The following is a 26,724-nucleotide window of genomic DNA, read 5'->3' as shown; positions in this document are numbered from 1 at the left end:
GGTTGCGCTCCGGCGGATCATCTCATTCTGCAATCGCGCTCGGCCTTACGCCTTCATGCTCGCCTTCACGGCCTCCGCCGTGATCGGCAGTGCCCGCACGCGGGCGCCTGAGGCGTTGAAGATGGCGTTGCCGATGGCGGGGGCGACCACGGTGACCGCGGGCTCGCCGACGCCGGTGGCCTTCTCGCCATTGGCGATCACGGTAACCGCGACCTCGGGCATCTGGCTCATGCGCAAGGGCGTGTAGCTATCGAAATTGGTCTGCTCGATGCCACCGTCCTTCAGCGTCGCCTTCTCGTACATCGCCAGCGACAGGCCCCACAGCGCCGCGCCCTCGACCTGGGCGCGGATGTTGTCGGGATGCACCTGCGTGCCGACGTCGGTTGCGACCGTGAGCTTCTTCACGGTGACCGCGCCCGACGGCGCCACCGCGACATGGGCGACGCACGCCGTCCAGCTTGCGGTCGCGCGCTCCTGCGACGAGACGCAGGCGACCCCCATGCCCTCGCCTTTCGGCAATGGCCTGGTGCCGTAGCCCGACAGTCCCATCGCGGCGAGCAGTGTGTTGCGCAGCCGTTGCGCGCCGCCGTCGTTCTTGCCGGCGCCGTCGAGCAGCGAGATGCGGAACTGCGCGGGATCCTTGCCCGTGGCAGCCGCGATCTCGTCGATCATGCTTTCGACCGCCCAGAAGGTCCAGCCCGGCGCCACCGAGCGGAGCTGGCCGGACGGCGTGGCATTGTGCGCCAGCTCGTTCTTGATCGCGCGCACATAATGGTTGGGCACGGTATAGAAGAAGTCGGCCCCGTTCACCGTGAAGCTGTCGAGCGGACCCTTCTTGTCGACCGAGGGCGTCAGGAAATCGGGGATTCCCCAGCGCGCGGTCGGCCAGGCCGAGACCACGTCGTGGCTGAGCGCGACGAGCTTGCCGTCGCCGTCCACGCCGGCCTTGACCTTTTGGTAGGTGAGCGGACGCGAGAAATCCATCGTCATGTCGTTCTCGCGCGAGTAGATCACCTTGACCGGCTTGCCGACAGCCTTCGCCGCCTGCACCGCGGGAATCATCATGTCGGCATCGAGCCGGCGGCCAAAGCCGCCGCCGAGCCAATGCTGATGCATCACGACGAACTTCGGATCGATCCCGGCCGCACCCGCAGCGATCGCGCCGGAGCGCGTCGCGAACTGGTTGCCGGAATAGATGTGCAGGATGTCGCCCTTGAACTCCGCGGTGGCGTTCATCGGCTCCAGCGGCGCGTGGATGTTGATGCTGGTGGTGTACTCGGCTTCCACCACCTTGGCCGCCGAACTGAAGGTCGCGTTCGGATCGCCGTCCTTGACGAAGAACTGGCCGGAATCCTCCAGGCCCTGAAGCCGCTTGGCCTCGTCCAGCAGCGACTGGCTCGACAGTTTTGCGTTCGGACCGCCGTCATAGGCGATCTTCAGCGCATCCGCCGCCTTGCGCGCGTTGGCGTAGGTGCTGGCGACCGCGACGACCCAGCCGGAGGTGGTTCCGGTCTTGTCGTCGAGGATGACGGCCTTCATGAAGCCGGGCACCTTCTTGGCGTCGCTGTCGTCGACCGACTTCACGGTGGCGCCGAAGCGTACCGGCGGGGTCACCACCTTGCCGTAGGCCATGCCCGGCAACATCACGTCGATGCCGTACTTGGCCGTGCCGTTGGTCTTGGCGGGGATGTCGAGCTGCGGCACCGACACGCCGATCATGGTGTATTGGTCCGGCGTCTTCAGCTTGATCGCCTTCAATTCGTCCGGCGTGAAGGTTTTCGTCGCCTTGCCGCTCTTGACGATCTCGGCAAAGGTCATCTGCTTCTTCGACTTCGGATGCGAGATCACGGAGTCGCGGACCACGAGCTGGTCCTTGAAGTAGGGCGGCAGTCCCATGGCGGCGGCGGCGGCCTCCGTCAACGCGATGCGGCCGGCCGCACCCGCCCGGCTCATCGCCTCGAAGTTCATCATGGTCGACCAGCTGCCGCCGGTGATCTGCGCGCCGAGCACGGGATCGTTGAACTTCGGATCGTTGGAGGCGAGCTGCACGCGCATGTCGCTCCATTTCGCGCCCAACTCCTCGCAGACGATCTGGGCCATGGTGGAGGCGATGTGCTGGCCCATGTCGGCCTTGCCGCAGGTCACGGTGACGAGACCATCCGGCGCGATCGCGTACCAGACGCTCGGCTCGAAATTCGCGGGAGCCGCGGCCGAGGCGGAATCGATGCCGGGCACGCCGGCATAGCCGAGCACGAGGCCGCTTGCGGCGGTGCCGACGAGGAAGGAGCGGCGGCTGAGATCGGTCGTCGCGGGGGTGACGTTCTTGACGTGCCGATTCATGTGGGCCTCCGTTCGGTGGAGGTGGCGGATGCGGTGCGCATCTCGGATGCGGCGCGCATGATCGCCTTCTGGATCCGCGAATAGGTCATGCAGCGGCAGAGATTGCCGTCCATATGCGCGACGACCTCTTCCTTGGTCGGATTGGGGTTCTTCGACAGCAGCGAGGCCGCCTGCATGATCTGCCCGGACTGGCAGTAGCCGCATTGCGGCACCTGCTCGGCAACCCACGCCTTCTGCAAGGGATGATCGCCCTTGGCGGAGAGGCCTTCGATGGTGGTGATCTTCTTGCCGGCGACATCACTGAGCATGGTCTGGCACGAGCGCACGGCTTCGCCGTTGACGTGCACGGTGCAGGCCCCGCACAACCCGGCACCGCAGCCGAACTTGGTGCCGGTCATCTGCAATTGCTCGCGGATTGCCCAGAGGAGCGGCGTGTCGTTCGCCGCATCCACGGACAGACTCCGCCCGTTGATGGTGAGAGTTGGCATAGGCGTCTTCCCCTGCCGGTGCATGAAGCCGCTTACGGCGGCAACTTGAATGGCGGACGCCCACCGGGCTGGCGTCAGCCTTGGCCGCGAGCATGATCGGGTTCGGGTGCCGTGGCAAATGCAATTTGGAACGAGTCGAGAAAACCGCTTCTACACTTGCTCGTTGTGCGCCGCGCCAACGACGCCGACGCAGCGACTGGACACAATAGCGCGTGCGTCAGACATGCGTGCCATCGCGTTCAGGCAGTTTCTTCCAGGTAACTTGGCGACGTAGAATGCAGCCAACCGCGAACCTCATCCTCCCCCTCCAGGGGAGGATGAAACACTGAGATCACGGCTAGAACAAAAAGAAAGAGGCGGAAGCAATGCCAAAGATCAATCGGGACGGTGTCAACATCTATTACGAGGTCCACGGCAACGGTCCGCCATTGCTGCTCACCCACGGCTATTCCTCGACGTCGGCGATGTGGCATGGACAGGTCGATGCGCTCGCGAAGGATCACACGCTGATCCTGTGGGACATGCGCGGCCACGGCCAGTCCGATTATCCCGATGATCCCAACGCCTACAGCGAAACTCTGACCGTCGGCGACATGGCGGCGATCCTCGACGCGGTCGGCGCTGAGCGTGCCATCATCGGCGGCCTCTCGCTCGGCGGCTACATGTCGCTCGCGTTCTATCGCACCTTTCCGCAAGCCGCCCGTGCGCTGCTGATCATCGATACCGGGCCCGGCTTCAAGAAGGACGAGGCGCGCGAGGCCTGGAACGCGCGGGCGCTCGGCACCGCCGACAAGCTCGGTCGCGAAGGTCTCGACATGCTGAAATCGGCGACGCGCGAGCGCGCCACCGCCAGCCATCGCAACGCCAGGGGGTTGGCGCTCGCCGCACGCGGCATGCTGACCCAGCGGGATGCGCGCGTGATCGAGCTGCTGCCCGACATCAAGGTGCCCTGCCTGATCGTGGTCGGCGCCGACGACACGCCGTTCCTGGCCGCGTCCGATTACATGGCCGCAAAAATCCCGGGCGCACAAAAGGTCGTGATCCCCGCGGCCGGCCACGCCGTCAACATCGATCAGCCCAAGGCTTTTGTTGACGCGGTCGTGCCTTTCCTGAAGAACTTGCCGGCCTAGGCTAGGCAATGAGGACGTCGACCATGATGCGAGCGATCTTCGCGGCGGGCGCAATGGCGGCGCTGTTGTCGGCAGCGCAGGCCGAACCGTTCGGCACAGTGCCGCCGCGCCAGCCCTTCGTCACGACCTTGTCGAACAATACGCCGCTCGCCTTCGGCACGGATGCCGAGCAGACCGCGCGCGCTCTTGGGCAGCCGCTGCAATATGTGCGCGGGCGTCCCGGCAACGAGATCTATCTTGCGCTTCGCAACATCGGCGGCAGCGGCTTGATCCCCTATCGCCACCGCCTGTTCCTGCAATTCCGTCATGGACGGCTGGCAGGGTGGAAGGAGGATTACGGCGAGAACTGGATGTGGGAATAGGTACCGCCCCTCATCCTGAGGAGCTTGCGCAGCAAGCGTCTCGAAGGATGAAAGGCCCCCCGCCGCTGCATCCCGGCCTTGCATCCTTCGAGACGCGCGCGAAGAGCGCGCTCCTCAGGATGAGGGAAGAGAGTGAATTCCGTGACAACCAAGAAGGACAACCCGCGTGGGACAAGACATCAAGCTGACGGCCTCCGACAATTTCCAGTTTGGCGCCTATCGCGCCGATCCCGGTGGCACGCCGAAGGGCGCGGTGGTGGTGATCCAGGAGATCTTTGGAGTCAATCACCACATCCGCTCGGTCTGCGACCGCCTCGCCGGGGAAGGCTATGTCGCGATCGCGCCCTCGATCTTCGACCGGACCGCGCCGGGCTTCCAGTCGGGCTATTCGCCCGATGAGGTCGCCGAAGCGCGCAAGTTCGTCGCCAGCCCCGATTGGGCCGCGATGCTGCGCGACACCCAGGCCGCGATCGATGCGGTGAAGAGCGTGGGCCCGGTGGGCATCATCGGCTTTTGCTTGGGCGGCAGCATCGCCTTTGTCGCGGCGACGCGGCTGTCGGGACTGAAGGCTGCGATCGGCTATTACGGCGGCGCGGTCGTGCGCTTCGCCGACGAGACGCCGAAGGTGCCGACGCAACTGCATTTCGGCGAGAAGGATGCGGGCATCCCCTTGACCGACGTCGAGACCATCAAGTCGAAGCGGCCGAACGTGGAGGTGTTCGTCTATCCGGGCGCCCAGCACGGCTTCCATTGCGACGAGCGCGCGAGCTACGACAAGGCCAGCGCCGACATCGCCTGGCCGCGCAGCATGGACTTTTTCGCGAAGCATTTGAAATAGGGACGAACTCTCTCCACAAGGAGAGACAACCACGCGGCGTCCCCTCGCGGAAATCGGGTGGCCGCATCCTGCCGCCCGGCGATAGAGCTGGCCAATCGAGCCAGCTCACGCCGGGAGATCGCCATGCAGCAAGCCATCACGCACCTCGTCATCCGCAATCCGTTCGGAACCATGGATGTCCCCTCACCCGATGATTCCGAGGTGATGGATTATGCCGCGACGGCCAGGCTGGCTGGCGACGCCGCGGACGGCAATGCGGCGGCCTGGACAGCGATCGCGGCGCCATCCGATCCGCTCGAAGGCAGCTGGGCGAGCCGCTGGAATGGCGGCGCCGATCCGACCATCGCCGGCGACGCCGCGGAGAAGTGGAAACAAGGGCGCGCGGAAGTGCGCATCACGGGCAGCCGGATCTATCTGCGCTTCGACTGGGACAATGGCCGCCGGCATGGTCTGATCGACGCCGCGCGCGAGGGCGCGGATCGGCTGGTCGGAAAATATATCAACCTGACCACGCCGGCGATCACACGGCCATGGGTCGGGCGCGTGGTCGACGCTAACAGGATCGACGGGTGCTTTCCGGAGGGGCGGCTGGATTTCAGGCGGTGAGCTAGAACCAGCGCTCGCCGACGAACACGGTGTCGCCGGGATTCAAGGGGGTGCCGAGCGGCACCACGGCGCGCATGGAGCCGCCGTTCTCGGTGTGCGTGATGGTGACCACGTCGCGTTTGGCGCGGGGCGAGAAGCCGCCGGCGATCGCGACCGCGCTCTCGACCGTCATGTTCGGCACGTACGGATATTGGCCGGGCGCGGTGACTTCGCCGAGAATGAAGAACGGGCGATAGGCCTCGATCTCGACCGCGACCGAGGGCTCGCGGATGTAACCATTGCGCAAGCGCGCGGCGATCTCGCCGGCAAGGCCCGCCGTGGTGCGGCCGCGGGCCGGCACCGCGCCGATCAGCGGCATGGTGATGGAGCCGCCCGCATCGATGGCGTAGCTGTTGGTGAGACCTTCCTGGCCGTAGACCACGACGCGGAGCTTGTCGCCGGCGTCGAGATGGTAGGAGGCGTCGTAGCGCACCGGCGCCATCGGCGCGGCGTAACCGACCGGCATGGGTGCGGGCGAAGAGGCAAAGGAATTGCGCAGCGCGCCGATGGCGCCGCCGCCGTCGGCGACGACAACCGGTTGCGGCGCATTGTAGGGCTGGCCATAGGCCATGGAATCGAGATCGGCGCGGGGCTGCATCACCGCGACGGGGCCGGCGGTCTGCATGCAGCCGCCAAGGGTCAGCGCGGCGGACGCTGCCAGGGACGCTGCCAAGATCGACCATCGAAACGCGCGTGCAACCGGCACCGGACCAATCCCTCGAAACGAGACGGCTTAAGTGATGCACCGGTTATGGTTAATAAAGCGTTGAGCGGGGCGGCTGTGACCGTCGCACCCTCCCCTGGAGGGGGAGGGTCGATCGCGCAAAGCGCGAGCGGGGTGGGGTGATCTCTCCACTCGGGCGCTGCTGGATGTGGCGAGACTGTCACCCCACCCCNCNACGCATTCCGCTGCGCTGCATGCGTAGCGACCCTCCCCTCCAGGGGAGGGTAAGCAAGATACGCCGTGCCGCTTACGCGCTCACACCGACGCCGATCGGGCAGGACACGCCGGTGCCCCCTAAGCCGCAATAGCCGGCGGGATTCTTCGCCAGATATTGCTGATGATAGTCCTCGGCGAAATAGAATTCGCCTGATGGCGCGATCTCGGTGGTGATGGCACCGAGGCCCTTGGCGGCGAGCGCCTTCTGATAGAGCGCCTTCGACTCATCGGCCGCCTTCTTCTGCGCATCGGAAGTGGTATAGATCGCGCTACGATATTGCGTGCCGACATCGTTGCCCTGACGCATGCCCTGCGTCGGGTTGTGGCTCTCCCAGAACGTCTTCAACAGCGTCTCGTAGGAAATCCTGTTCGGATCGAACACGACCAGCACCACTTCGGTGTGACCGGTGCGTCCCGAGCAGGTCTCTTCATAGGTCGGGTTCGGCGTGTGGCCGCCGGCATAGCCGACGGCGGTGGTGTAGATGCCATCGCCGAGCTGCCAGAACTTGCGCTCGGCGCCCCAGAAACAGCCGAGCCCGAACACGGCCTGCTCGAGGCCGGCGGGATAAGGCGGCTTGAGCTTGCTGCCGTTGACGAAATGGAAGGTCGCGGTCGGAATGGCTTGCGCACGGCCGGGCAGCGCCTCGGCTGCGCTCGGCAACGCGGTGGTCTTGCGCATGAACAGCATGATTGGATCTCCGCAGACGAGCCGTCCGTCGCCCGAGCCAGATGTTCAGGCGGCGTGCTCGCGATCAGGTGGGAATATAGGGATCTACGCTGGCGTGGGCAGCCTTGTTACGTCGCGCGGCTGGCGAGCGCTCAATCCCGGCGGGAATTGAGGATCAATCCCGGGGGGAAGATCAATCCCGGGAATAGCCGATCAGCGGTTTCCGCGGCCGGAACAGGATCATCAGCAGGATGCCGAGAATGCCGAGGACGGCGAACACCGGCTGATCCAGCAGCAGGCGGATCACCGAGGTCCAGAGCCAGGGCGCCTTGGCCTCGACCCAGGTGCGGAATGCCGCTTGGCTGGCCTGATTGATGTCGTTCCAGAACTGGCCGAACCGGGTGAATCTGAGGGTCTGGTCGGCCACCCAGCGGGCGCCGTCATAGACCATGAAGATGAACCCGCCAGCGAGCAGCAACAGCCCAATCAGTCGGAAAAAACCGCGGATCATGCCTCACCTTATATGGTCGTCCGATCGGAGGAGCCGACAAAACGCCGCCAGCCAATAGCCGGGAGACGGCAGAAATTCAACCTCTTCAGGGCGTTACGACGCCCCTGGACGGCCCCGGAGGCCGCTTTTCCAGCCTGGAAAGCGTTGACGGTGCCGAAGACCCTCTCTATAAGGGCGCCAACTGGCGGCGGGCGCAATCCTGCCGCCGCTGTTCTTTGAGCAGTTGCAGGCTCCTTGAGCTTAGAGCTCTTTGCGGCCTCATGTTCCGGGGACAGCCCAGCAACCGAACACCCTAAATCCGAGCGTCGATTCCGCGGTCAAGCAAGCCGGCGCTACCCGACCAAGACGCGACCGGTACCCGCAAAGGATATTGAGACCATGGCCAATACCACTTCCGCCAAGAAAGCGACGCGCAAGATCGCCCGCCGCACCGCCGTCAACAAGTCGCGCCGCACCCAGATGCGCGGTGCCGTGCGTAACGTCGAAGAAGCCATCGCGACCGGCGACCGCGCCGCTGCCGTGAAGGCGCTGGCGAATGCCGAGCCCGCCTTGATGCGCGCCGCCCAGCGCAACATCATTCACAAGAACAACGCCAGCCGCAAAGTCTCGCGCCTCACCGCGCAGATCGCCAAGCTCGCCAAGTAACGAGCCAGGTAACGGCGAACCAATCGGTCGGCCGATCCGATCGAACATCGCATGCGTCAAACAGCCCGGCATCGCGCCGGGCTTTTTTGTTGCCCGTCATATTCACGCAACCGGTCACGCCACAGTCGATCTTCGATCGGAAGGTTTGCACCGCCTGCGCTATTCTTCGTTCCGTAGTTCTACCTGCCGATATCTTGCAACAGTGGAAACTTCACCGCGTTGCAAAAACCCCTGTGCTGCGGGGCTAAGATGAATTCGCGCGCGCAAGAGTTCTGCACACCGTAGATTCACCGGAACGCGCACGGCTTGGAGTTACCCTGTGAAACGAGACTCAAAAAGCGATGTCTCGCTAATCACTTATCGACATAGCGACCGCAAGCATTTGAAAAATTCGCCGACACGTCCGGCGCGTGACGAATTTGTAAAAATTTTTTTAGCAGTGACGGAGAATTGTCACATGATGCCCGGCATTCTCGATTCTGTGCACGAATCCAAAAACTTGCTTCCGAGCCTGTGAACAACTCCCGCGCGGCGTTAACCGAGGTCAAGTTTTTTGACGCCTCAAGTGTGAATCAATTTCGTTGCGAGTCTTTCCGCATAGTGTATTCCTTAAGTCGTCAGCGGCGCCCACGATCTTCAGACCAGCGCGGTTTAGGAAACGGGGCGAGCGTGCAAATCGGCGGCGGTGTGCACGTAGGCGACGCTTCAAAAAGCGAATGTCGGATCAAAAACCCATAGCAATATGGGAATGGTATCTCTTTGTCTGAATGTCTCCAAGCGGGATCTTGCGTATCCCTCGCGAGGCGCACGGACATCGCAAAGTTACCCCGACACGAGCGAAGGCGAAGCCGAGCGGACGAGCAGTGCAGACGGGCAGGTCATCAGCGATTTTCGTCGCGGGTGTCTTCAGAAGCAGGACCTTGTCGTGAGCGATCACGGCAGGACGGGGAGGTATCATGTCCTACGGATTCAACGCGGTATTGACTCAAGTTCCATCGTTCAACGATGCCGTCTCCGATCCGTCCTGCGTTCAGCCTCCCACATGCGAGAGCGCGTCGAGTACGCGCTGACCTCGCGAACTCTCCATCTCCGACATCGCTGATCTGACCTGCGGCGTTTGCGCCGAACGGTCGAGCTATGCCTGACGATGGACTCGCTTGAGGTCGCGCCATGACAGGAAACCCTGCTTGGCGCTCACCACGCAACCTTATCTCTCAAGAGAAGTTTTCTGACGATGACAATGGAACAGGATCGCTGGTCACGCGTGAAGGGTCGGCTGCGCTCGAGCGTTGGCGAAGACGTTTACACGAGCTGGTTTGCGCGCATGGATCTGGAAGGCGTGCAGGAGGAGAGCGTGCGGCTCTCGGTGCCGACCCGGTTCCTGAAGAGCTGGATTCAGGCTCATTATGCCGAGCGCGTGCTGTCGTGCTGGCAGGCCGAGATGCCGGAAGTGCATCGCATCGACCTCACGGTGCGTTCGGCCGTGCGCCCGGTGATACAGCCGAAGGAAGCCCCCGCGCCGGTCGAGACGCGACGCACGCCCACGCCGGAGCTGCGCTCGACCGCGACCGCGCCGGTGTCGGCCAATCATGATGCGCTCGGCGGCTCGCCGCTCGATCCGCGCCTGACCTTCGCGAGCTTCGTCGTCGGCCGTTCCAACACGCTGGCGCATGCGGCCGCGCGCCAGGTCGCCGAAGGTCGCCGCGGCGACCCCGTGATGTTCAACCCGCTCTACATCCATGCCGGCGTCGGCCTCGGCAAGACGCACCTGCTCCAGGCGGTGACCTGGGCCGGCAATTCCGGCAACGAGCGCAAGGTGCTGTATCTCACCGCAGAGAAATTCATGTACGGCTTCGTCGCCGCGTTGAAGACGCAGACGGCGCTGGCCTTCAAGGAAGCGCTGCGCGGCATCGACGTGCTGGTGATCGACGATCTGCAGTTCCTGCAGGGCAAGTCGACCCAGGCCGAGTTCTGCCACACGCTGAACGCGCTGATCGACGCCGGCCGCCAGGTCGTGATCGCGGCCGACCGGCCGCCGTCCGATCTTGAAAGCCTCGACGACCGCGTCCGCTCGCGGCTCGCCGGCGGCCTCGTGGTCGAGATGGGCTCGCTCGGCGAAGAGCTGCGCCACGGCATCCTCAAGTCGCGCGTCGCCGCGGCCCGCGCCCATCATGCGACCTTCGAGGTGCCGGAGGAGGTGCTGCATTATCTGGCGCGCACCATCACCCATAATGGCCGCGACCTCGAAGGCGCGATCAACCGCCTGCTGGCGCACTCGAAGCTCAACAACCGGCCGGTGACGCTGGAGATGGCCGAGCACGAGGTGCGCGACCTGGTCCGGCCGCAGGAGCCGAAGCGGATCAAGATCGAGGACATCCAGCGCGTGGTGGCGCGGCAGTATAATGTCAGCCGCTCCGACCTGCTCTCCTCCCGCCGCACCGCCAATGTGGTGCGCCCGCGCCAGGTGGCGATGTATCTCGCCAAGACGCTGACCCTGCGCTCGCTCCCCGAGATCGGCCGCCGCTTCGGCGGGCGCGACCACACCACGGTGCTGCACGCCGTGCGCAAGATCGAGTCCCTGGTCTCCAAGGACACCGCACTGTCAGAGGAAGTGGAGTCGCTGAAGCGCCAGCTTCAGGAATAAACGCCTAAGGCGCTCCTGCCATTCTCCCGCCGCCCCGGCCATGCCTGGGCGGCGGCTTTCGTTTGGGCGGTAAATCGTGGGAATCGTGCGGAACTGGCCCCCGATCCCTTGAATCCGGGGGCCATCCGAGCCACCTTGCGCGACCCTGGCGGCTTTGGTCATATCGGTTGGATGGCCCTGACCTGCCGGGGTCATCGGTGCCGCGGCGGGGCTTTTCGACCGCCCGGCTTCTTCATTTGGGGATCGGGCGAGTAGTGCAATGAAGGTTACGGTCGAACGCGCGCAACTCCTGAAGTCACTGGGCCACGTCCACCGCGTGGTCGAGCGCCGCAACACGATTCCGATCCTCGGCAACGTGCTGGTCCGGGCCGAGAACGCCAAATTGTCGCTGAAAGCGACCGACCTCGACCTCGAGGTGACGGAGACGCTGCCGGCGGAAACCGCGACCGCGGGCTCCACCACCGTGCCGGCGCACATGTTCTACGACATCGTGCGCAAGCTGCCGGACGGCTCGCAGATCGTGCTGGAGGCCGACGGCGACCGCGCCGTGCTGGCGATCCGCGCCGGCCGCTCGCGCTTCACGCTGCAGACCCTGCCGGAGAATGATTTCCCGGATCTGGCCGCCGGCGACATGTCGCACTCGTTCTCGCTCGCCGCCAAGGACGTCAAGCGGCTGATCGACCGCACCCAGTTCGCGATCTCCACCGAGGAGACCCGTTATTATCTCAACGGCATCTACCTGCACGCCGCCGGCACGCCCAAGGCCGCGACCTTACGCGGCGTCGCCACCGACGGTCACCGCCTCGCCCAGCTCGATTTGGTGCAGCCCAAGGGCGCCGAGGGCATGCCCGGCGTGATCGTGCCGCGCAAGACCGTCGGTGAGGTGCAGCGCCTGATCGAGGACACCGACGCCGAGATGACGATCGAGCTGTCGCAGGCAAAAATCCGCTTTACGATCGGCAATGTCGTGCTGACCTCGAAACTGATCGACGGCACCTTCCCCGACTACGGCCGCGTCATCCCGCAGGGCAACGACAAGGAGCTCGTCGTCGACAAGAAGGATTTCGAGAACGCGGTTGACCGCGTCTCGACGATCTCGAGCGAGCGCGGCCGGGCGGTGAAGTTGTCGCTGTCACCGGGCAAGCTGGTGCTGTCGGTGACCAATCCGGATTCCGGCAGCGCCACCGAAGAGCTGGAAGTCGAATACGCCTCCGACGCCCTCGATATCGGCTTCAACTCGCGCTATTTGCTCGACATCGCCGCCCAGATCGAAGGCGACGTCGCAACACTCAGGCTCGCCGATCCCGGCTCCCCGACCCTGGTCCAAGACCGCGACGACAAGAGCGCGCTGTATGTGCTGATGCCGATGCGGGTGTGAGGGACGTGCTCCCCCTCTCGCGATACCTTGTACGCGGAGACAACCCCTCGCCCGGCTTCGGTGCGCGAAGCCACCCTCTCCTACGAGGGAAGAGGCTGAAGCTACAGCCTATCCTGTCGCCACAAGCGCGACGCACGTTGTTGTGCCCTCTCCCCTTGTGGGAGAGGGCAGCTCCGGTGGCGGATACACACTCAGTCGGGTGAGGGGTTCGTGCCGCAGGAGCCATCCCATCGGCCAGTCGCCAAGCGTCTCCGCCAATTCGCGAAGAACATGCGGCACGAACCAACCGATGCTGAAACCGCAATGTGGCGCTTGCTGAGGGATCGTCGGGTCTCCACTTTCAAGTTTCGCCGACAGGTACCATTCAAAAACTACATTCTCGATTTTGTCTGTTTCGAAAAGCGCCTTGTGATCGAGATCGACGGTAGCCAGCACGTAGAATCACAACGTGACGCGACGCGAGAGGCGACGCTTGCTGCCGAAGGGTTTTGGACATTGCGCTACTGGAACAACGACGTGCTACAGCAGCCCGCTTCTGTATTAGAGGATATCCTTGCAAAGCTTGCCGGGCGGTAAGATACCCCTCACCCGTCGCCTCACTGCGTGAGGCGCCACCCTCTCCCACAAGGGGAGAGGGGAAGAATCGCGCCAGATCGAATAACTGATGACCCCCTCCCGCATTCATCGCCTGACGCTGACGCATTTTCGCAATTATCGGGCGGCGGGGCTCGAGACGGCGGCTGACATGGTGGCGCTGGTCGGGCCGAACGGGGCGGGCAAGACCAATTGCATCGAGGCGATCTCGTTTCTGTCGCCCGGGCGCGGCTTGCGGCGGGCGACGCTGGAAGACGTCGCCGACAACCAGGGCGACGGATCCTGGGCCGTCTCGGCGCAGGTCGAGGGCGCGCTGGGGCTGGCCACGCTCGGCACCGGCATCGATGCGCCGCGGCCCGACAGCGCGGTGAGCCGGCGCTGCCGCATCGACCGCGAGCCGGTGGGGTCCGCGACGGCCTTCGGCGACCATATCCGCATGGTGTGGCTGACGCCGGCGATGGACGGGCTGTTCATGGGCGCGGGCTCGGAGCGGCGGCGTTTCTTCGACCGCCTGGTGCTGGCGATCGACAATGAGCATTCGAGCCGCATCAACGCGCTGGAGCGCTCGCTGCGCTCGCGCAACCGCCTGCTCGAAACCCGCAATTACGACGACCATTGGTGCGACGCCATCGAGCGCGAGACCGCGGAGCTTGCCGTCGCGGTCGCAGCGACGCGCGGCCAGACCGCAGCAAGGCTCACCGGCATGCTCAACGCGCGCGCGCAGGCCTCCGCCTTTCCCTCGGCGCAGATCGCGCTCGACGGCTGGATGGAGAACGCGCTGCTGACTGAGACGGCGACGTCGGTCGAGGATCGCTACCGCCAGATCCTGCGCGACAACCGGCCGCGCGATGCCATCGCCGGCCGCACCACCGACGGTCCGCATCTCACCGATCTCCAGGTGATCTATGCGCCGAAGAGCATGCCCGCGCGTGATGCGTCCACAGGCGAGCAGAAGGCGCTGCTGATTGGTCTCGTGCTGGCGCATGCGAGCCTGGTCGCCGAGATGACCGGCATCGTGCCGCTGCTGCTGCTCGACGAGGTCGTCGCCCATCTCGATCCTAGCAGGCGCGCCGCGCTGTTCGACGAGCTGCGCAAGCTCGGCGCGCAAGTGTGGCTGACCGGCGCGGACCCGGCGGCCTTCACCGAGATCGGCGCTGGAGGCGAAGTCTTCGACGTCGAGAGCGGACAGGTCTCGTCTCGACGCTAGGCCTCCGGGTTGAACCCGCCCTGTTCCATCAGCGACTAGCTGTCTGAAGCGGCGCCGACGATGTCGCCGTTGTGCAATCGCGCAGTATTTCACACACACGCGATGCTTGGAGCATAGGCATGACGACGGTAAGGCATGGGGCGACAGCTCCAGCGCGATGGCAACTTCTTGCGTGCGGCCTCGCTCTGTTCGCGAGCTGCCTGCTCGCGGCAAGCGCCGGCGCCTGGGTATCGAATTTGTCGCCGCTGTTCTCAGTGGCGCTCACGCCGGATCCCGATGCGCGGCTGCCCGCGCCGACCCGCTACCTCTATCGAGGGACCCACACCACCGTGATGCCCGGCGTCGAAGCCCCGCTCCGCACCAGGCTCGAAACCACCGTGCCCGCAGAGCTCGGCGACGTCCTCAGCTTCTATCGCACGGAGCTTGGAAAGCTTGGCTGGCAGGAACAGACCGATGGCGCGGTGATCGCAACCGATCACGCCCAGCTCGCCTTCGCCTCCCCGCTGGGGCCGGCCGCGCTGCAGCTCGCCCGCAAGGACAGCAGCACCTCGATCCATCTCGTGCAGAAGAACGCCGATGCGGCGACCCGGGCCAATATCATGCCCGAACCCGGCCAGGCGAAACTGGTGTTCAGCAACATCAGCGGGAGGGACGCGGCGCTCACGATCAACGCCCGAACCGTCAAGCGCGCTGCCGGCGCCAATGCGGTATCGCTGGACCTTGCGCCCGGCAAGTATTCCTACGAACTGAGCGGGCCAGACCATTCAGCCACCACGAACGTCCTCACCCTTGCCGCCGGCGATGCCTGGGAGCTCACGATCGGACGCGACGGAGACGCCTGGCCGCCGCTCCAGCTGTATTGAGCCATGCCTGCCTGATCAGGCCCATGACGCCGCTCGTACGCCGTCCGTTGAACCTCTCCGGTTCCCATCGCGACTTCTCGTCTGAGGCCGCGCGCCGAGGTGTCGCAGCCTGCCCATGCGCAGGGCGACGGCCCGCGCAACACCCAGGAGTTTGACGATGCGGATGATCCCGCTTGGGGCGCAAGTCCCGGCAAGATGGCTGCTGCTTGCCTGCGGCGTTCTCGCGATGGCGAGCACGTCGTATCCCGCGGACGCGGCAGACGACAGCTTCGTCGACGTCCATACGCTGCCGCGGCTGGACGGCGCGGTGGAGGATACTTCGCGCCCCGACACCTATCGCGTCATCTACACCGTCCCGACCGCCCTTGCCGCCACGTCCGACGCCACGAAGAAGCTGCTGAGCGCCGACGGCTGGGTGCCCTATGTGTATCCGCTGGACGAGAAGAGTGCCGCGCTGACCTTCAAGAAAGGACGGCAGGGGCTGCGCGTCTCCTTCACACAGGCGCGCGGGCGCTCCGACCAATCCGCCGTGTTCTACACGCCGAACCGGATCTATGCGAACGTGCCGTTCCCGGACGGCGCGACCGATCTCGTGTTCGACGAGACCCGACCCTATCTCGGCTGCATCGCGCCCGGTGCGTTCGAGGCGACCTCCGAGTTCTTTGCGAAGGACATGGCGGCCATGGGATGGCGCAAGCTCACGCCTGAAACGTCCTCGCGCTGGCCGAACGCCGATCTTGACGGGACCGTCCCGAACGGCGTGCGCGTCTTTTACGACCACCCCGATCGCGACGCGACGCACATCTATCAGAAGCCGGTGATGCTGACCCTGACACGACGCGACGACGGCCGCACCAATGTCGACATCCGGGTGGCGCCGTTCGCGCTGCCCCAAGAGCTCGAGGCCGACGATGACATGGCGGGCTTGCCGCGGCCGAAGCCGACCAAATCGGCGAGAGGCCTCGGCAGCGCGAGCTCCAACAAGCGCGAGATGTCGGCCGCCGCGATGGCCGAGCTGCCCGCCGTGCTCGCGTTCTATCACCGCGAGTTCGCCGCGCGTGGCTGGCAGGAAGGTGGCAATGCGCCGCTCGCGCCCGGCGACGACGTCGCGATCAAGATCTCCAACGCCGAGGAAACTGGCGTGCTGCGGCTCGGCCGCAAATATGATTTCACGATGATCAGCCTGACCGCGCAGGTGAAGGACTCCGCACTTGCGGCCCGGGCCAAGGCGAAGAAGGAGGCCGACGAGAGATTTCTCGGCGATGCCTTGGGGGCGGCTCAGCAGCTCATTGCCGCCGACGAGGCCAGGCGCAAGACACAGGCCGCCTCCCTGTCGGATGCGCCACTCACTGCGCTCGCGGGCAGCAACACGCCGGTGCCGCTGCCCGAAAACGCCGAAGGCGTGAAATTCGAGGGCGACGACGGCCATCTCGAATTCTCCTCCGCCTCGAGCGTCAAGGCGCTCACCGCGTTCTATCGCGTATCGCTCAAGCCCGCCGGCTGGAAGGAGCAGCCCTCCGTCATCAACCAGCCCAACATGGCTGTGATGGAATTCTCCAAGAGCGGCAAATCGATCTCGATGACCGTGATGCAGATGGGTCCGAAGGTGAGCGTGCGCGCCGACGGATCGGGGCTCGTGATGGCCGCCGCGAAGCCGGCGGCCACCGCGGACGTGCAGGCCAAATCCTCCGAGCCGCTCAAGCCCGACCCTGAATCCCAGCTCCCCGTGCCGACGCAGCGGTCCTCGACCTCGCTCGCCACCACCAAAATGCCGGGTAGCGAGATGCCGTTCCGCCGCGAGCTGGCAGCCAGCATCCCTGCCCCGCTCGGCGATGTCCTGGCCTTCTACCGGGCCGAGCTTTCCAAGCTCGGGTGGCAGGAAAAGGCCGACGGCGCCACCGTGTCCGCCGAACGCGCGCAGATCGACTTCACCTCGCCGCAAGGCCCGGCCGTGCTCAAGCTCGGCCGCACCAAGGGCGAGACCAGGGTCAGCCTGGCGCAGAAGAATCCGGATGCCGCTGTGAAGGCCGACATCATGCCGAAGCCTGGCCAGGCCAGGCTAATGCTGGGCAATATCGGGGCGAAGGAAGCCTCGCTGACCATCAACAAGCAGACGGTGAAGATCGCGGCCGGCGCCGGCGGTCCGCAATCGCCGAAAGGCCCGATGCTCGACCTGCCGCCGGGCACCTACCAGTACGCCCTGCGCATGCCCGGGCGCCCGGCCCACACCGAGACCCTCACCGTCGCTGCCGGTGACGCCTGGGGCCTGCTGGTGGGGCCGAGCGGCGACGTACTGCCGTTGCAGATGTATTGACCCCGCTTGCGCCTGTAACGACCAGGTTGAACCTGTCCGGTTCGTGGGCCGACTAGTCGTCGAGAGGCGGCGGCGACGGTGTCGCAGCCGCTGTATCGCGCGAAGATCGCGGCATTCCTGGAGAGTAGGCATGACGACGGTAAGGCGCGGGACGAAGGTCCCGGCACGGTGGTGGCTATTGATGTGCGGCCTCCCTCTTCTTGCAGCTTGTTCGCAGGAGCCGCTTACCGCAGCAGATTCCCACGCCGACATGCCCGTGCCGACGCGAGCCAGTCACGCAAGCTTCAGCACCGCGCACGCGTCCGGCATCGAAATCCCGTTCCGGCTCGAGCTCAAAGCCCATGTGCCCGCAGAACTCAGCGACGTACTGGCCTTCTATCGCGCGGAACTCGGAAAGCGCGGCTGGCAGGAGAAGCCTGATGGCGCGATGGTCGCCGCCGATCACGCGCTGCTCGTCTTCGCCTCGTCGAAAGGGCCGGGCATGCTGACGCTCGACCGCGCCAAGGGCGAGACCACGGTCGACCTCGTGCAGCGAAATACGGAGGTCGTGGCCAAGGCAAATTTCCTGCCGATAGCAGGACACGCGCGGCTGATCTTCGGCTATCTCGTACCTGACGTGGCCTCGCTCACGATCAACGACCAGACCATCGAGATCGCGGGCGGCGTCAACCATCCACAAGTGCTGGATCTGCCGCCCGGCACGTACTCCTACGCGCTACGCGTGTCGGGTCACATGGTGCACACCAACACCATCACTTTGGCCGCAGGCGAGGCTTGGTCCCTCAGGTTGAGTGACGACAGCAAGTCGGACCAGATCTACTGAACCCAGGCTTCTTCCGGAACACCACGGCGCCGCCTCGGAACAGGCCTGCGCGCGCCCGCAAAAACCCCGCCTCAGCGGGCCCAAAAGAGGCCTCGAATCGGGCTTTTGGCCAGCCTCGGAATCGGCCTTCGAACGCCTTGAAAACCGGCCTAAAAACCCCATTTAGTCAAAGGGTTGACGGAAGATACTTTGCGCTAGGCGCAGGCCCTCTTTCGTGGCACAAATAGCTCGCAAATCAGCGCCTTTTGCGCCGCTGATTCGGGCGACATCTCGAAGGCCTCTCATGACAGAACCTGCTCGGCAGCCCGCTGCCGAAAACGAGCCCTCCACCGCGAGCGATTACGGCGCGGAATCGATCCGCGTGCTCAAGGGTCTCGATGCCGTCCGCAAGCGCCCGGGCATGTATATCGGCGACACCGACGACGGCTCGGGCCTGCACCACATGGTCTACGAAGTCGTCGACAACGCGATCGACGAGGCGCTGGCGGGCCACGCCACGCGCGTCGACGTCGTGCTCAATGCCGACAATTCCGTCACCGTGCGCGACGACGGGCGCGGCATCCCCGTCGACATCCACAAGGGCGAAGGCATCTCGGCGGCCGAGGTCATCATGACCCAGCTGCACGCCGGCGGAAAGTTCGACCAGAACTCCTACAAGGTCTCCGGCGGCCTGCACGGCGTGGGCGTCTCCGTTGTCAACGCGCTCTCGAGCAAGCTCGGCTTGCGCATCTGGCGCGACAACAAGGAGCACTACATCGAGTTCGCCCATGGCGATGCCGTCGCACCGCTGGTGGTGGTCGGCGACGCGCCGGGCAAGCGCGGCACCGAGGTGACGTTCCTCGCCTCGACCGAGACCTTCAAGAACATCGAATATGATTTCGCGACGCTCGAGCATCGGCTGCGCGAGCTCGCCTTCCTCAATTCCGGCGTCAACATCGCCCTCTCCGACATGCGTCATGCGGTCGAGAAACGCGAGGAGATGCACTATTCCGGCGGCGTCGAGGAATTCGTCAAATATCTCGACCGCAACAAGAAGGCGATCGTGCCGGCGCCGATCATGGTGCGCGCGGAAGCCAACGGCATCGGCGTCGAGGCGGCGTTGTGGTGGAACGACAGCTACCACGAGAACGTGCTGTGCTTCACCAACAACATCCCGCAGCGGGACGGCGGCACCCATCTGGCCGGTTTCCGCGGCGCGCTGACGCGCCAGGTCAACGGCTATGCCGAGGCCAATGCGAAAAAGGAAAAGATCGCGCTGACCGGCGACGATTGCCGCGAAGGCCTCACCGCCGTGCTGTCGGTGAAGGTGCCCGATCCGAAATTCTCGTCGCAGACCAAGGACAAGCTGGTGTCCTCGGAAGTGCGTCCCGTGGTCGAGAACGTCCTCAACGAGGCGCTCCAGGCCTGGTTCGAGGAGCACCCGAGCGAAGCCAAGATGATCGTCGGCAAGGTGATCCAGGCCGCCGCCGCGCGTGAGGCCGCGCGAAAAGCGCGCGAGCTGACGCGCAAGAGCCCGCTCTCGGTCTCCTCGCTGCCCGGCAAGCTCGCCGACTGCCAGGAAAAGGATCCGGCCAAATCCGAGCTTTTCATCGTCGAGGGTGACTCGGCAGGAGGCAGCGCCAAGCAGGGCCGCAACCGCGAATTCCAGGCGGTGCTGCCGCTGCGCGGCAAGATCCTCAACGTCGAACGCGTCCGCCCCGACAAGATGCTGTCGTCGGAGCAGATCGGCACGCTGATCACCGCGCTCGGCACCGGCATCAGCGACGAATTCTCGGTCGAGAAGCTGCGCTATCACAAGATCATCGTGATGACGGACGCCGACGTCGACGGCGCCCACATCCGCACGCTGCTGCTGACCTTCTTCTACCGGCAGATGCGCGACATCATCGACGGCGGCTATCTCTACATCGCCCAGCCGCCGCTCTATAAGGTTTCCCGCGGCAAGTCCGAGCAGTATCTGAAGGACGAGCGGGCGCTGGAAGACTATCTGATCGACGCCGGCTTGGATGACTGCGTCTACATTCCCGGTACCGGCGGCGACCGCACCGGCCGCGATTTGCGCTCGCTGGTCGAGGACGCCCGCGTGGTCCGCAGCATCCTGCGCAACCTGCACAGCCGCTATAACCGCAAGGTGATCGAGCAGGCCGCCATCACCGGCGTGCTGAACAAATCGATCTACGGCAATCCCGAGAACGCCGCGGCCGCCGCCCAATACATCGCGAGCCGGCTGGACAATCAGGCCGAAGAGGTCGAGCGCGGCTGGATCGGGCAATACGTGGAAGGCCAGGGCTTCCTGTTCGAGCGCACCGTGCGCGGCGTCAAGGAAGCCGCTGTGATCGACGATGCCTTCCTGGGCTCGGCCGAAGCCCGCAAGCTCGACGAGTACACGACGAAGCTGCAGGACGTCTACGCCCGCTCCGGCAAGCTGCGGCGCAAGGATACCGAGCACATGGTCCATGGCCCGGTCGACCTGTTCGAGGCGGTGACCGAGGCCGGCCGCAAGGGCATCTCGCTGCAGCGCTACAAAGGTCTCGGCGAGATGAACCCGGAGCAGCTCTGGGAGACGACGCTGGACACCGACGTGCGCTCGCTGCTGCAGGTGAAGGTCAAGGAGGTCGACGAGGCCGACGACATCTTCACCAAGCTGATGGGCGACGTGGTCGAACCGCGCCGCGACTTCATCCAGGAACATTCGCTCAGCGCGACGATCGATATTTGAGGTTTGCTTCGCCACTCCCGCTTGCGGGAGAGGCCGACGCGCTCGCAGAGCGCGGCGGGTGAGGGCTTTCTCCTCGCGGAGATATTCTCGGTAAATTCGACGATCCCGCTGCGGAAGCACCCCCACCCCAGCCCTCCCCCGCAAGCGGGAGAGGGAGCGCACCACCTTCACCGCAACACCACCACCTGAACCTCCCCACCTGCCATCGCGACAAAATGACGTAGCCGGCACTGGAAGAGGTCCGAACGAATGTTGTCGACTTTAGCTGGCCAGCGCCAAATGTTCGTGCAGCAGGCCTTCGAATTGGCCGAGCTCTTCGGTTTGGAAACCCGCAATAAGTACCGCATCTGCGATCAAAATGGTCGCGATCTGCTCTATGCGGCTGAACAGCAAAAGGGACTTCTCGGCTTCTTGGGGCGCCAAGTATTTGGACATTGGCGCTCTTTCGAGATCCATTTTTTCGACAACACCCGACAGACGGTCATGCGCGGGGTTCATCCCTTCCGCTGGTTCTTTCAGTGTCTGGAACTGCATTCGCGCGACGGCCGGCTCATCGGAACGATCGAGCGTCAGTTTTCGATTCTCACCAAGACATTCCATGTGATCGATGCGCAGGGGAGAGTGGTGCTCGAGGTCAGTTCGCCATTTTGGCGCGTGTAGACGTTCCCGTTCATGCGTGGAGCGAACGAGCACGCGCGCGTCGCGAAAAAATGGTCCGGCCTTGCCTCCGAACTGTTTACGGACCGCGATAGTTTTCTCGTGGAATATCTAGACCCCGGCCTGACGGAAGATGAGCGAGCGCTGGTTCTTGCCGCTGCGATCTACATCGATCTGATGTATTTCGAAGTCAAAGGCGAGGGCGGCGTCATCAACTTGTTCCGCAATTGAAGCGCGGCGGACCTCTCTCGCTTGTCCACCGCAGCTCCCTGAACCGACCCACAAGGCCAATTCCGGCCGGGAAGTGTCACGCCATGACCGCCTCTGCAACGACCAGTTCCGCCGCGCCATCCCGCCGTCTCGGCGTGATCGGTAGCATCGTCGGCGTGCTGGCGCTGATCGCGGCCGTGTTGCCGCATTGGGTCATACCTGCGATCTACCCGCCACCGCCGGCGGACAAAGTGATCGTCGACACCGGCCATCGACTGAAGGATCGCCTGATCGCTCGCGTCAAGGGCGTCGAGTACCAGGCCCCGCCGCGGGAGAAGTCGACGGGGAGCCAATTGAGGGAGGCGTCCTCGATCGCTGCGATCTCGCTCGGCCTGCTTGCCATCCTGCTCTCGGTCCTCGCGCTGGTGTTTCGCGAAGAGCGGCTGCTGGCCGGCGTCGCGGCCGCGCTTGGGGCCGGCGCCATTGCCGTCGAAATCTCCTTCCTGGCCATGGGCGTGCTGATGCTGATCGTCATCCTTTATGTGGTGGCGAATGTTATCGGTCTGTTCTAAACGCGGGTCCGACGGGTTTCCTCGGCCGCCGAGTGGCCTTCCGCCGCAACAAGTGCGGAATTGCTCCCCTGCTCAATTCTTTGTAGTTTCCGCCCGAAACAGGCCCGCCCACCCAACAAGACAGCGAGAACCCCGTGGCGCCCATCCAATACATCGTCGAGGGCGGTCACCGGCTCTCGGGCTCGATCGAGCCGTCCGGCAACAAGAATTCGGCGCTGCCGATCATCGCCGCGGCGCTGCTCACCGAGCATCCGGTGACGCTGGGGAATGTGCCGCGCATCCGCGACACCGAGACGCTGGTCGAGCTGATCCGCTCGGTCGGCGCGGCGGCGGAATGGACCGGGCGCAACACGCTTCACATCCATGCCAAGAGCATCCGCGCCGCCGATCTCGACCCTGAGCTGTGCGTGCGCATCCGCGCCTCGATCCTGCTCGCGGGCCCCCTGCTGGCGCGCTGCGGCGAGGTGATGCTGCCGCCGCCCGGCGGCGACGTCATCGGCCGCCGCCGCCTGGACACCCATGTGCTGGCGCTGGAGCAGCTCGGCGCCAGGGTCACCGCGACCGACCGGCTCGAATTCCGCGCGCCCAAGCTTGCCGGCGCGGACGTGTTCCTGGACGAGCCGAGCGTCACCGCGACGGAGAACGCGCTGGTGGCGGCGGTTGCCGCCGACGGCGTCACCCATTTGCGCAACGCGGCCTCCGAGCCGCATGTGCAGGATCTCGCCAACTTCCTGGTCGCGCTCGGTGCGAAGATCGAGGGCATCGGCACCAACACCATGATCATTCATGGGCCGGCAACGCTGGGAGAAGCGACCTATCGGATCCAGCCCGACCATATCGAGGTCGGCTCGCTGATCGGGCTTGCCGCCGTGACGCGCTCGCCGCTTCGCATCACGCGCGCCGGCGTCGAGCATCTGCGCTCGATCCGCATGGGTTTCGAGCGGCTCGGCATCGTCTGCCGCGTCGAGGGCGACGACCTGATCGTGCCGGCGAACCAGACGCTGAAGATCCAGGACGATTTCGGCGGCCACGTGCCGAAGCTGGAAGACCAGCCCTGGCCGGCCTTCCCGGCCGATCTGATGTCGATCGCGATCGTCACCGCCACGCAATGCGAGGGCGTGATCCTGATGTTCGAGAAGATGTTCGAATCCAGGATGTTCTTCGTCGACAAGCTGATCGCAATGGGCGCGCGCATCGTGCTGTGCGACCCGCACCGCGCCATCATCGCAGGGCCCAGCCGCCTGCACGGCGCGACGATGACCTCGCCCGACATCCGCGCCGGCATGGCGATGCTGCTGGCCGCGGTGTGCGCCCAGGGCACCTCCACCATCAACAACGCCGACCAGATCGAGCGCGGCTATGAGCGCATCGAGGAAAGGCTGAACGCGCTGGGGGCGAAGATCACGCGCGTGCCGGAGCGGAAGGGCTGAGGTTCGCCCTCATCCCAACCACAGTATCGTAGGGTGGGCAAAGCGAAGCGTGCCCACGCTTCTGTTGCAATATTGACGAGGTGGTGGGCGCGGCGCAAACGCGCCTTTGCCCACCCTACGAGACCGAGCTAGCGGATAGAGCACCTCACGTCTCGTTCTCACGGGCCATGTTTTCGTCGCGCGGCCGTGCTATTGAGCGCGCCATGCTCGACACCGTGCAACATCGATCGCAGCCGCAAGCCGGCGTGCCGCAAAACCATCTCGCCGAAGAATTCGTCGAGACGCTGCGGCTGGCCGTGCCGATGATGCTGACGCAGCTCGGGCAGATCGCGATGATCACGACCGATCTCGCGCTGATCGGACGGCTTGGCGAGGATGCGGTGGCCGCGGCGGCGCTGGCGCACACGGTCTATTTCGTCAGCTTCACCTTCGGGCTCGGATTGATGGCTGCGGTGTCGCCGCTGGCCGCGCAGGCATTCGGCGCCGGCGATGTCAGGCTGATCCGCCGCTCCTTGCGCGTCGGCCTGTGGGTCGCGCTGCTGATCTCGCTGCCGATGATGGCCTCGCCGCTCTATGGTGAGCGGATCCTGCTCGCGCTCGGACAGGCGCCGCAATCGGCCGCGCTGGCCCAGCGCTACCTCAACGGCCTGGCCTGGGGCATCGCGCCGGCGCTCGGCTTCATCGCGCTGCGCAGCATGATGAGCGCAGTGAACCGGCCGCAGCCGCCGCTGTGGATCACGCTCGCGGCGATTCCGGTCAATGCCGCGCTGGTCTATGCCCTGATCCACGGCCTGTTCGGCCTGCCGGAGCTCGGCCTGTTCGGCGCCGGACTTGCGACCACGATCGTCAATCTCGGCACGTTCTTCGCCGTGCTCGCCATCGCAGGGCTGTGCAAGCCGTTTTCGGACTACCGCCCGCTCGCCCGCCTATGGCGGATCGATTGGCCCCTGATGCGCCAGCTGATTGCGATCGGCGCGCCGATCTCGTTTTCGCTGCTGCTGGAATATGGCCTGTTCTCCTCGGCAGCACTGCTGATGGGGTTGATCTCGACCGCCGCGATTGCCGCGCATCAGATCGCGCTGCAGATCACCGCCGTGCTGTTCATGGTGCCGCTCGGCATCGGCATGGCGGCCACCGTGCGGGTCGGCCATGCCTTCGGCCGCGGCGAGCCGGCGGCGGTGAAGCGCGCCGGGCTCGTCGCCGCCGTGCTCGGCATGGCGCTCGTCTCCGCCCTGACGATCGCCATCATCCTCGGCCGCTATCAGCTGGGCCGGCTGTTCTTCGGCAGCGGCGAGGCGAGCGCGGCCACCATCGAGCTGACCGCAACGCTGCTGCTGGTCGGAGCCACCTTCTTCATCGCCGACGGCCTGCAGACCATCATGGGCGGCGCGCTGCGCGGCATCAACGATACGAGAATGACGCTGCTGTTCGCGGCAATCGGCTACTGGGGCATCGCCTTTCCCATCGCCTGGGTACTGGCCTTCAACGTCGGGCTCGGCGCCGTCGGCGTCTGGGTCGGGTTTTCGCTCGGGACGTTCGTTTATGCCGGGCTCTTGATCTTGCGCTTCCGGATGCTGACGCGCAGACTGGCGGGATGAACGGGACCGTCCGCGAAGTCACGCCCGAGGTCGATGCCATCACGCTGCTGGCAGGCGCGCAATTCGTCGACGCGTTTCGCGTCGAGATCGGCGCAGCGACGGTGAATGCCCGCGAGGCCTGCACCCGGATGGTGCTGCACGGGCCCCGCTGGATCGACGTGCTGCTGCGCCTGCGCAACATTCTGGTGACGCCGTTCGGGCTGAAGACATCGGGCGAAGGCGCACCGGCTCCGCACGGATTGATCGGCCTGTTTCCGGTGGTCGACGAAACGCCCGAGCGTCTGGTCGCGGGTTTCGATGATTACCACCTCGACTTCCGCATCGTGGTCGATGTTGCAGGAGGTGCCACAAGCCGGCAGGTGACCTCGACCACGCTGGTGCGGACGCATAATCTTCTGGGCCGAACCTACCTCGCCCTCATCACACCCTTCCACAAGCTCGTCGTCCGCGCCATGATGGGGCGCATCGTGGAGCCGGCGCGATGACGCTGTCCGTCGATCTGTTCTTCTCCTTCCGCAGCCCTTTCAGCTATCTGGCGCTGCCGAAGACGCTGAAGCTCGTCGAAGACTACGATCTCGCCGTGAACCTGCGGCCGGTTTACCCGCTCGCGGTCCGCGTGCCCGGCTTCTTCAAAAAGGCCAGCCCGAACTTCATTCGCTATGTGGTGCTCGACAGCACGCGCGTGGCGCAGCACGAGCGCATTCCGTTTCGCTTTCCCCGGCCCGATCCGATCGTGCAGGACAAGACGACGTTCGATGTCGCGGCCGAGCAACCCTACATCCACCGCCTGACCCGCCTGGGCGCCATGGCGCAGCTCGAGGGACGCTCGCTCGCATTCACCTCCGCGATCGCGCGCGTGCTGTGGGACGGCTCGGTGGCGGGCTGGAACGAAGGCGATCATCTCGCGCGCGCCGCCGAGAGCGCCGGCTTCGACCTCGCCGCGATGGATGAAGCGATCAGCGCCGACGCGGATCGCTACGAGCAGGTGATCGCCGGAAACGAGAAGGATCACGCCGCCTCCGGCCATTGGGGCGTGCCGACCTTCGTATTCGAGAACGAGCCGTTCTTCGGCCAGGACCGCATCGATCTCTTGCTCTGGCGCATGCAGGGCAAGGGGCTGACGAAGCGTCCGGACCGACATTGACGAAC

The 26,724-nt window shown here is 65.1% G+C and carries 23 protein-coding genes and 1 pseudogene; 19 read left to right on the top strand and 5 right to left on the bottom strand.

Going from position 1 to position 26,724, the window contains the following annotated elements; translation table 11 throughout:
- Positions 1 to 45: 45 nt before the first annotated feature.
- Both A3AS_RS0120680 and A3AS_RS0120675 read right to left on the bottom strand, forming a co-directional pair.
- On the bottom strand, positions 46 to 2,340 hold the full coding sequence (locus A3AS_RS0120680; RefSeq protein ID WP_018319475.1) for a molybdopterin cofactor-binding domain-containing protein: 2,295 nt from the start codon (positions 2,338 to 2,340) through the stop codon (positions 46 to 48).
- A complete protein-coding gene (locus tag A3AS_RS0120675; RefSeq protein ID WP_018319474.1) occupies positions 2,337 to 2,828 on the bottom strand; it encodes a (2Fe-2S)-binding protein in 492 nt (163 codons plus the stop codon). Before A3AS_RS0120675 ends, A3AS_RS0120680 begins: the two co-directional genes overlap by 4 nt.
- 365 nt (positions 2,829 to 3,193) lie before the next feature.
- On the opposite strand from A3AS_RS0120675, the gene A3AS_RS0120670 reads away from it, so the two are divergent.
- The 4 genes from A3AS_RS0120670 to A3AS_RS0120655 all read left to right on the top strand — a co-directional run bounded on the left by A3AS_RS0120670 (position 3,194) and on the right by A3AS_RS0120655 (position 5,764).
- Positions 3,194 to 3,958, top strand: a complete 765-nt coding sequence (locus A3AS_RS0120670) for an alpha/beta fold hydrolase (RefSeq protein ID WP_018319473.1) — start codon at positions 3,194 to 3,196, stop codon at positions 3,956 to 3,958.
- A 23-nt stretch (positions 3,959 to 3,981) separates the two neighbouring features.
- Entirely contained in the window at positions 3,982 to 4,320 is a 339-nt protein-coding gene (locus A3AS_RS0120665) for a hypothetical protein (protein WP_018319472.1), read from the top strand.
- A 166-nt stretch (positions 4,321 to 4,486) separates the two neighbouring features.
- Positions 4,487 to 5,158, top strand: a complete 672-nt coding sequence (locus A3AS_RS0120660; protein WP_018319471.1) for a dienelactone hydrolase family protein — start codon at positions 4,487 to 4,489, stop codon at positions 5,156 to 5,158.
- A 123-nt stretch (positions 5,159 to 5,281) separates the two neighbouring features.
- Entirely contained in the window at positions 5,282 to 5,764 is a 483-nt protein-coding gene (locus tag A3AS_RS0120655) for a hypothetical protein (RefSeq protein ID WP_018319470.1), read from the top strand.
- Position 5,765: 1 nt separating this feature from the next.
- Here A3AS_RS0120655 and A3AS_RS0120650 read toward each other — a convergent pair whose 3' ends face one another.
- From A3AS_RS0120650 to A3AS_RS0120640, 3 genes are all read right to left on the bottom strand, one after another.
- A complete protein-coding gene (locus A3AS_RS0120650; protein WP_018319469.1) occupies positions 5,766 to 6,509 on the bottom strand; it encodes a polysaccharide biosynthesis/export family protein in 744 nt (247 codons plus the stop codon).
- Between the two features lie 265 nt (positions 6,510 to 6,774).
- Positions 6,775 to 7,431, bottom strand: a complete 657-nt coding sequence (msrA, locus tag A3AS_RS0120645; protein WP_018319468.1) for a peptide-methionine (S)-S-oxide reductase MsrA — start codon at positions 7,429 to 7,431, stop codon at positions 6,775 to 6,777.
- A 172-nt stretch (positions 7,432 to 7,603) separates the two neighbouring features.
- Entirely contained in the window at positions 7,604 to 7,921 is a 318-nt protein-coding gene (locus A3AS_RS0120640; RefSeq protein WP_018319467.1) for a hypothetical protein, read from the bottom strand.
- A 378-nt stretch (positions 7,922 to 8,299) separates the two neighbouring features.
- Between A3AS_RS0120640 and rpsT the strand changes: the two genes are divergently transcribed.
- The 15 genes and pseudogenes from rpsT (at position 8,300) to A3AS_RS0120560 (ending at position 26,719) form a co-directional block, all read left to right on the top strand.
- Positions 8,300 to 8,566, top strand: coding sequence for a 30S ribosomal protein S20 (rpsT, locus tag A3AS_RS0120635; protein WP_018319466.1), 267 nt, complete (start codon positions 8,300 to 8,302; stop codon positions 8,564 to 8,566).
- Between the two features lie 1,234 nt (positions 8,567 to 9,800).
- Positions 9,801 to 11,210, top strand: a complete 1,410-nt coding sequence (gene dnaA, locus A3AS_RS0120630; protein ID WP_026202184.1) for a chromosomal replication initiator protein DnaA — start codon at positions 9,801 to 9,803, stop codon at positions 11,208 to 11,210.
- Between the two features lie 259 nt (positions 11,211 to 11,469).
- Positions 11,470 to 12,588, top strand: a complete 1,119-nt coding sequence (gene dnaN, locus A3AS_RS0120625) for a DNA polymerase III subunit beta (protein WP_018319464.1) — start codon at positions 11,470 to 11,472, stop codon at positions 12,586 to 12,588.
- Between the two features lie 210 nt (positions 12,589 to 12,798).
- Positions 12,799 to 13,164 (top strand): endonuclease domain-containing protein, encoded by a 366-nt coding sequence (locus A3AS_RS0120620; protein WP_018319463.1) that lies wholly within the window; start codon positions 12,799 to 12,801, stop codon positions 13,162 to 13,164.
- Between the two features lie 88 nt (positions 13,165 to 13,252).
- Positions 13,253 to 14,389 carry a DNA replication/repair protein RecF gene (gene recF / locus A3AS_RS0120615; RefSeq protein WP_018319462.1) on the top strand — a complete coding sequence of 379 codons (1,137 nt, stop codon included), beginning with the start codon at positions 13,253 to 13,255 and terminating at the stop codon, positions 14,387 to 14,389.
- 119 nt (positions 14,390 to 14,508) lie between these two features.
- A complete protein-coding gene (locus tag A3AS_RS0120610) occupies positions 14,509 to 15,252 on the top strand; it encodes a hypothetical protein (protein WP_018319461.1) in 744 nt (247 codons plus the stop codon).
- A 157-nt stretch (positions 15,253 to 15,409) separates the two neighbouring features.
- A complete protein-coding gene (locus tag A3AS_RS0120605) occupies positions 15,410 to 17,566 on the top strand; it encodes a hypothetical protein (protein WP_018319460.1) in 2,157 nt (718 codons plus the stop codon).
- Between the two features lie 250 nt (positions 17,567 to 17,816).
- Positions 17,817 to 18,389, top strand: coding sequence for a hypothetical protein (locus tag A3AS_RS0120600; RefSeq protein WP_018319459.1), 573 nt, complete (start codon positions 17,817 to 17,819; stop codon positions 18,387 to 18,389).
- Between the two features lie 283 nt (positions 18,390 to 18,672).
- Positions 18,673 to 21,108 (top strand): DNA topoisomerase (ATP-hydrolyzing) subunit B, encoded by a 2,436-nt coding sequence (gene gyrB, locus A3AS_RS0120595; protein WP_018319458.1) that lies wholly within the window; start codon positions 18,673 to 18,675, stop codon positions 21,106 to 21,108.
- A 249-nt stretch (positions 21,109 to 21,357) separates the two neighbouring features.
- Positions 21,358 to 21,996: pseudogene (locus A3AS_RS49120) on the top strand (phospholipid scramblase-related protein).
- Between the two features lie 83 nt (positions 21,997 to 22,079).
- Positions 22,080 to 22,547: a hypothetical protein gene (locus A3AS_RS0120580; RefSeq protein WP_018319455.1), complete on the top strand. Its 468-nt coding sequence runs from the start codon at positions 22,080 to 22,082 to the stop codon at positions 22,545 to 22,547.
- 134 nt (positions 22,548 to 22,681) lie between these two features.
- Positions 22,682 to 23,977 (top strand): UDP-N-acetylglucosamine 1-carboxyvinyltransferase, encoded by a 1,296-nt coding sequence (gene murA, locus A3AS_RS0120575; protein ID WP_018319454.1) that lies wholly within the window; start codon positions 22,682 to 22,684, stop codon positions 23,975 to 23,977.
- Positions 23,978 to 24,180: 203 nt separating this feature from the next.
- A complete protein-coding gene (locus tag A3AS_RS0120570) occupies positions 24,181 to 25,575 on the top strand; it encodes an MATE family efflux transporter (protein ID WP_026202182.1) in 1,395 nt (464 codons plus the stop codon).
- On the top strand, positions 25,572 to 26,060 hold the full coding sequence (locus A3AS_RS0120565) for a DUF2867 domain-containing protein (protein WP_018319452.1): 489 nt from the start codon (positions 25,572 to 25,574) through the stop codon (positions 26,058 to 26,060). Before A3AS_RS0120570 ends, A3AS_RS0120565 begins: the two co-directional genes overlap by 4 nt.
- Positions 26,057 to 26,719: a 2-hydroxychromene-2-carboxylate isomerase gene (locus tag A3AS_RS0120560; RefSeq protein ID WP_018319451.1), complete on the top strand. Its 663-nt coding sequence runs from the start codon at positions 26,057 to 26,059 to the stop codon at positions 26,717 to 26,719. Before A3AS_RS0120565 ends, A3AS_RS0120560 begins: the two co-directional genes overlap by 4 nt.
- Positions 26,720 to 26,724 lie beyond the last annotated feature (5 nt).

The sequence above is a fragment of the Bradyrhizobium sp. WSM2793 genome, assembly GCF_000379585.1.
In the GTDB taxonomy this organism is placed as follows: domain Bacteria; phylum Pseudomonadota; class Alphaproteobacteria; order Rhizobiales; family Xanthobacteraceae; genus Bradyrhizobium.
The sequence above is the reverse complement of the archived record's forward strand: the minus strand, read 5'-3'. Positions and strand labels throughout refer to the sequence as shown.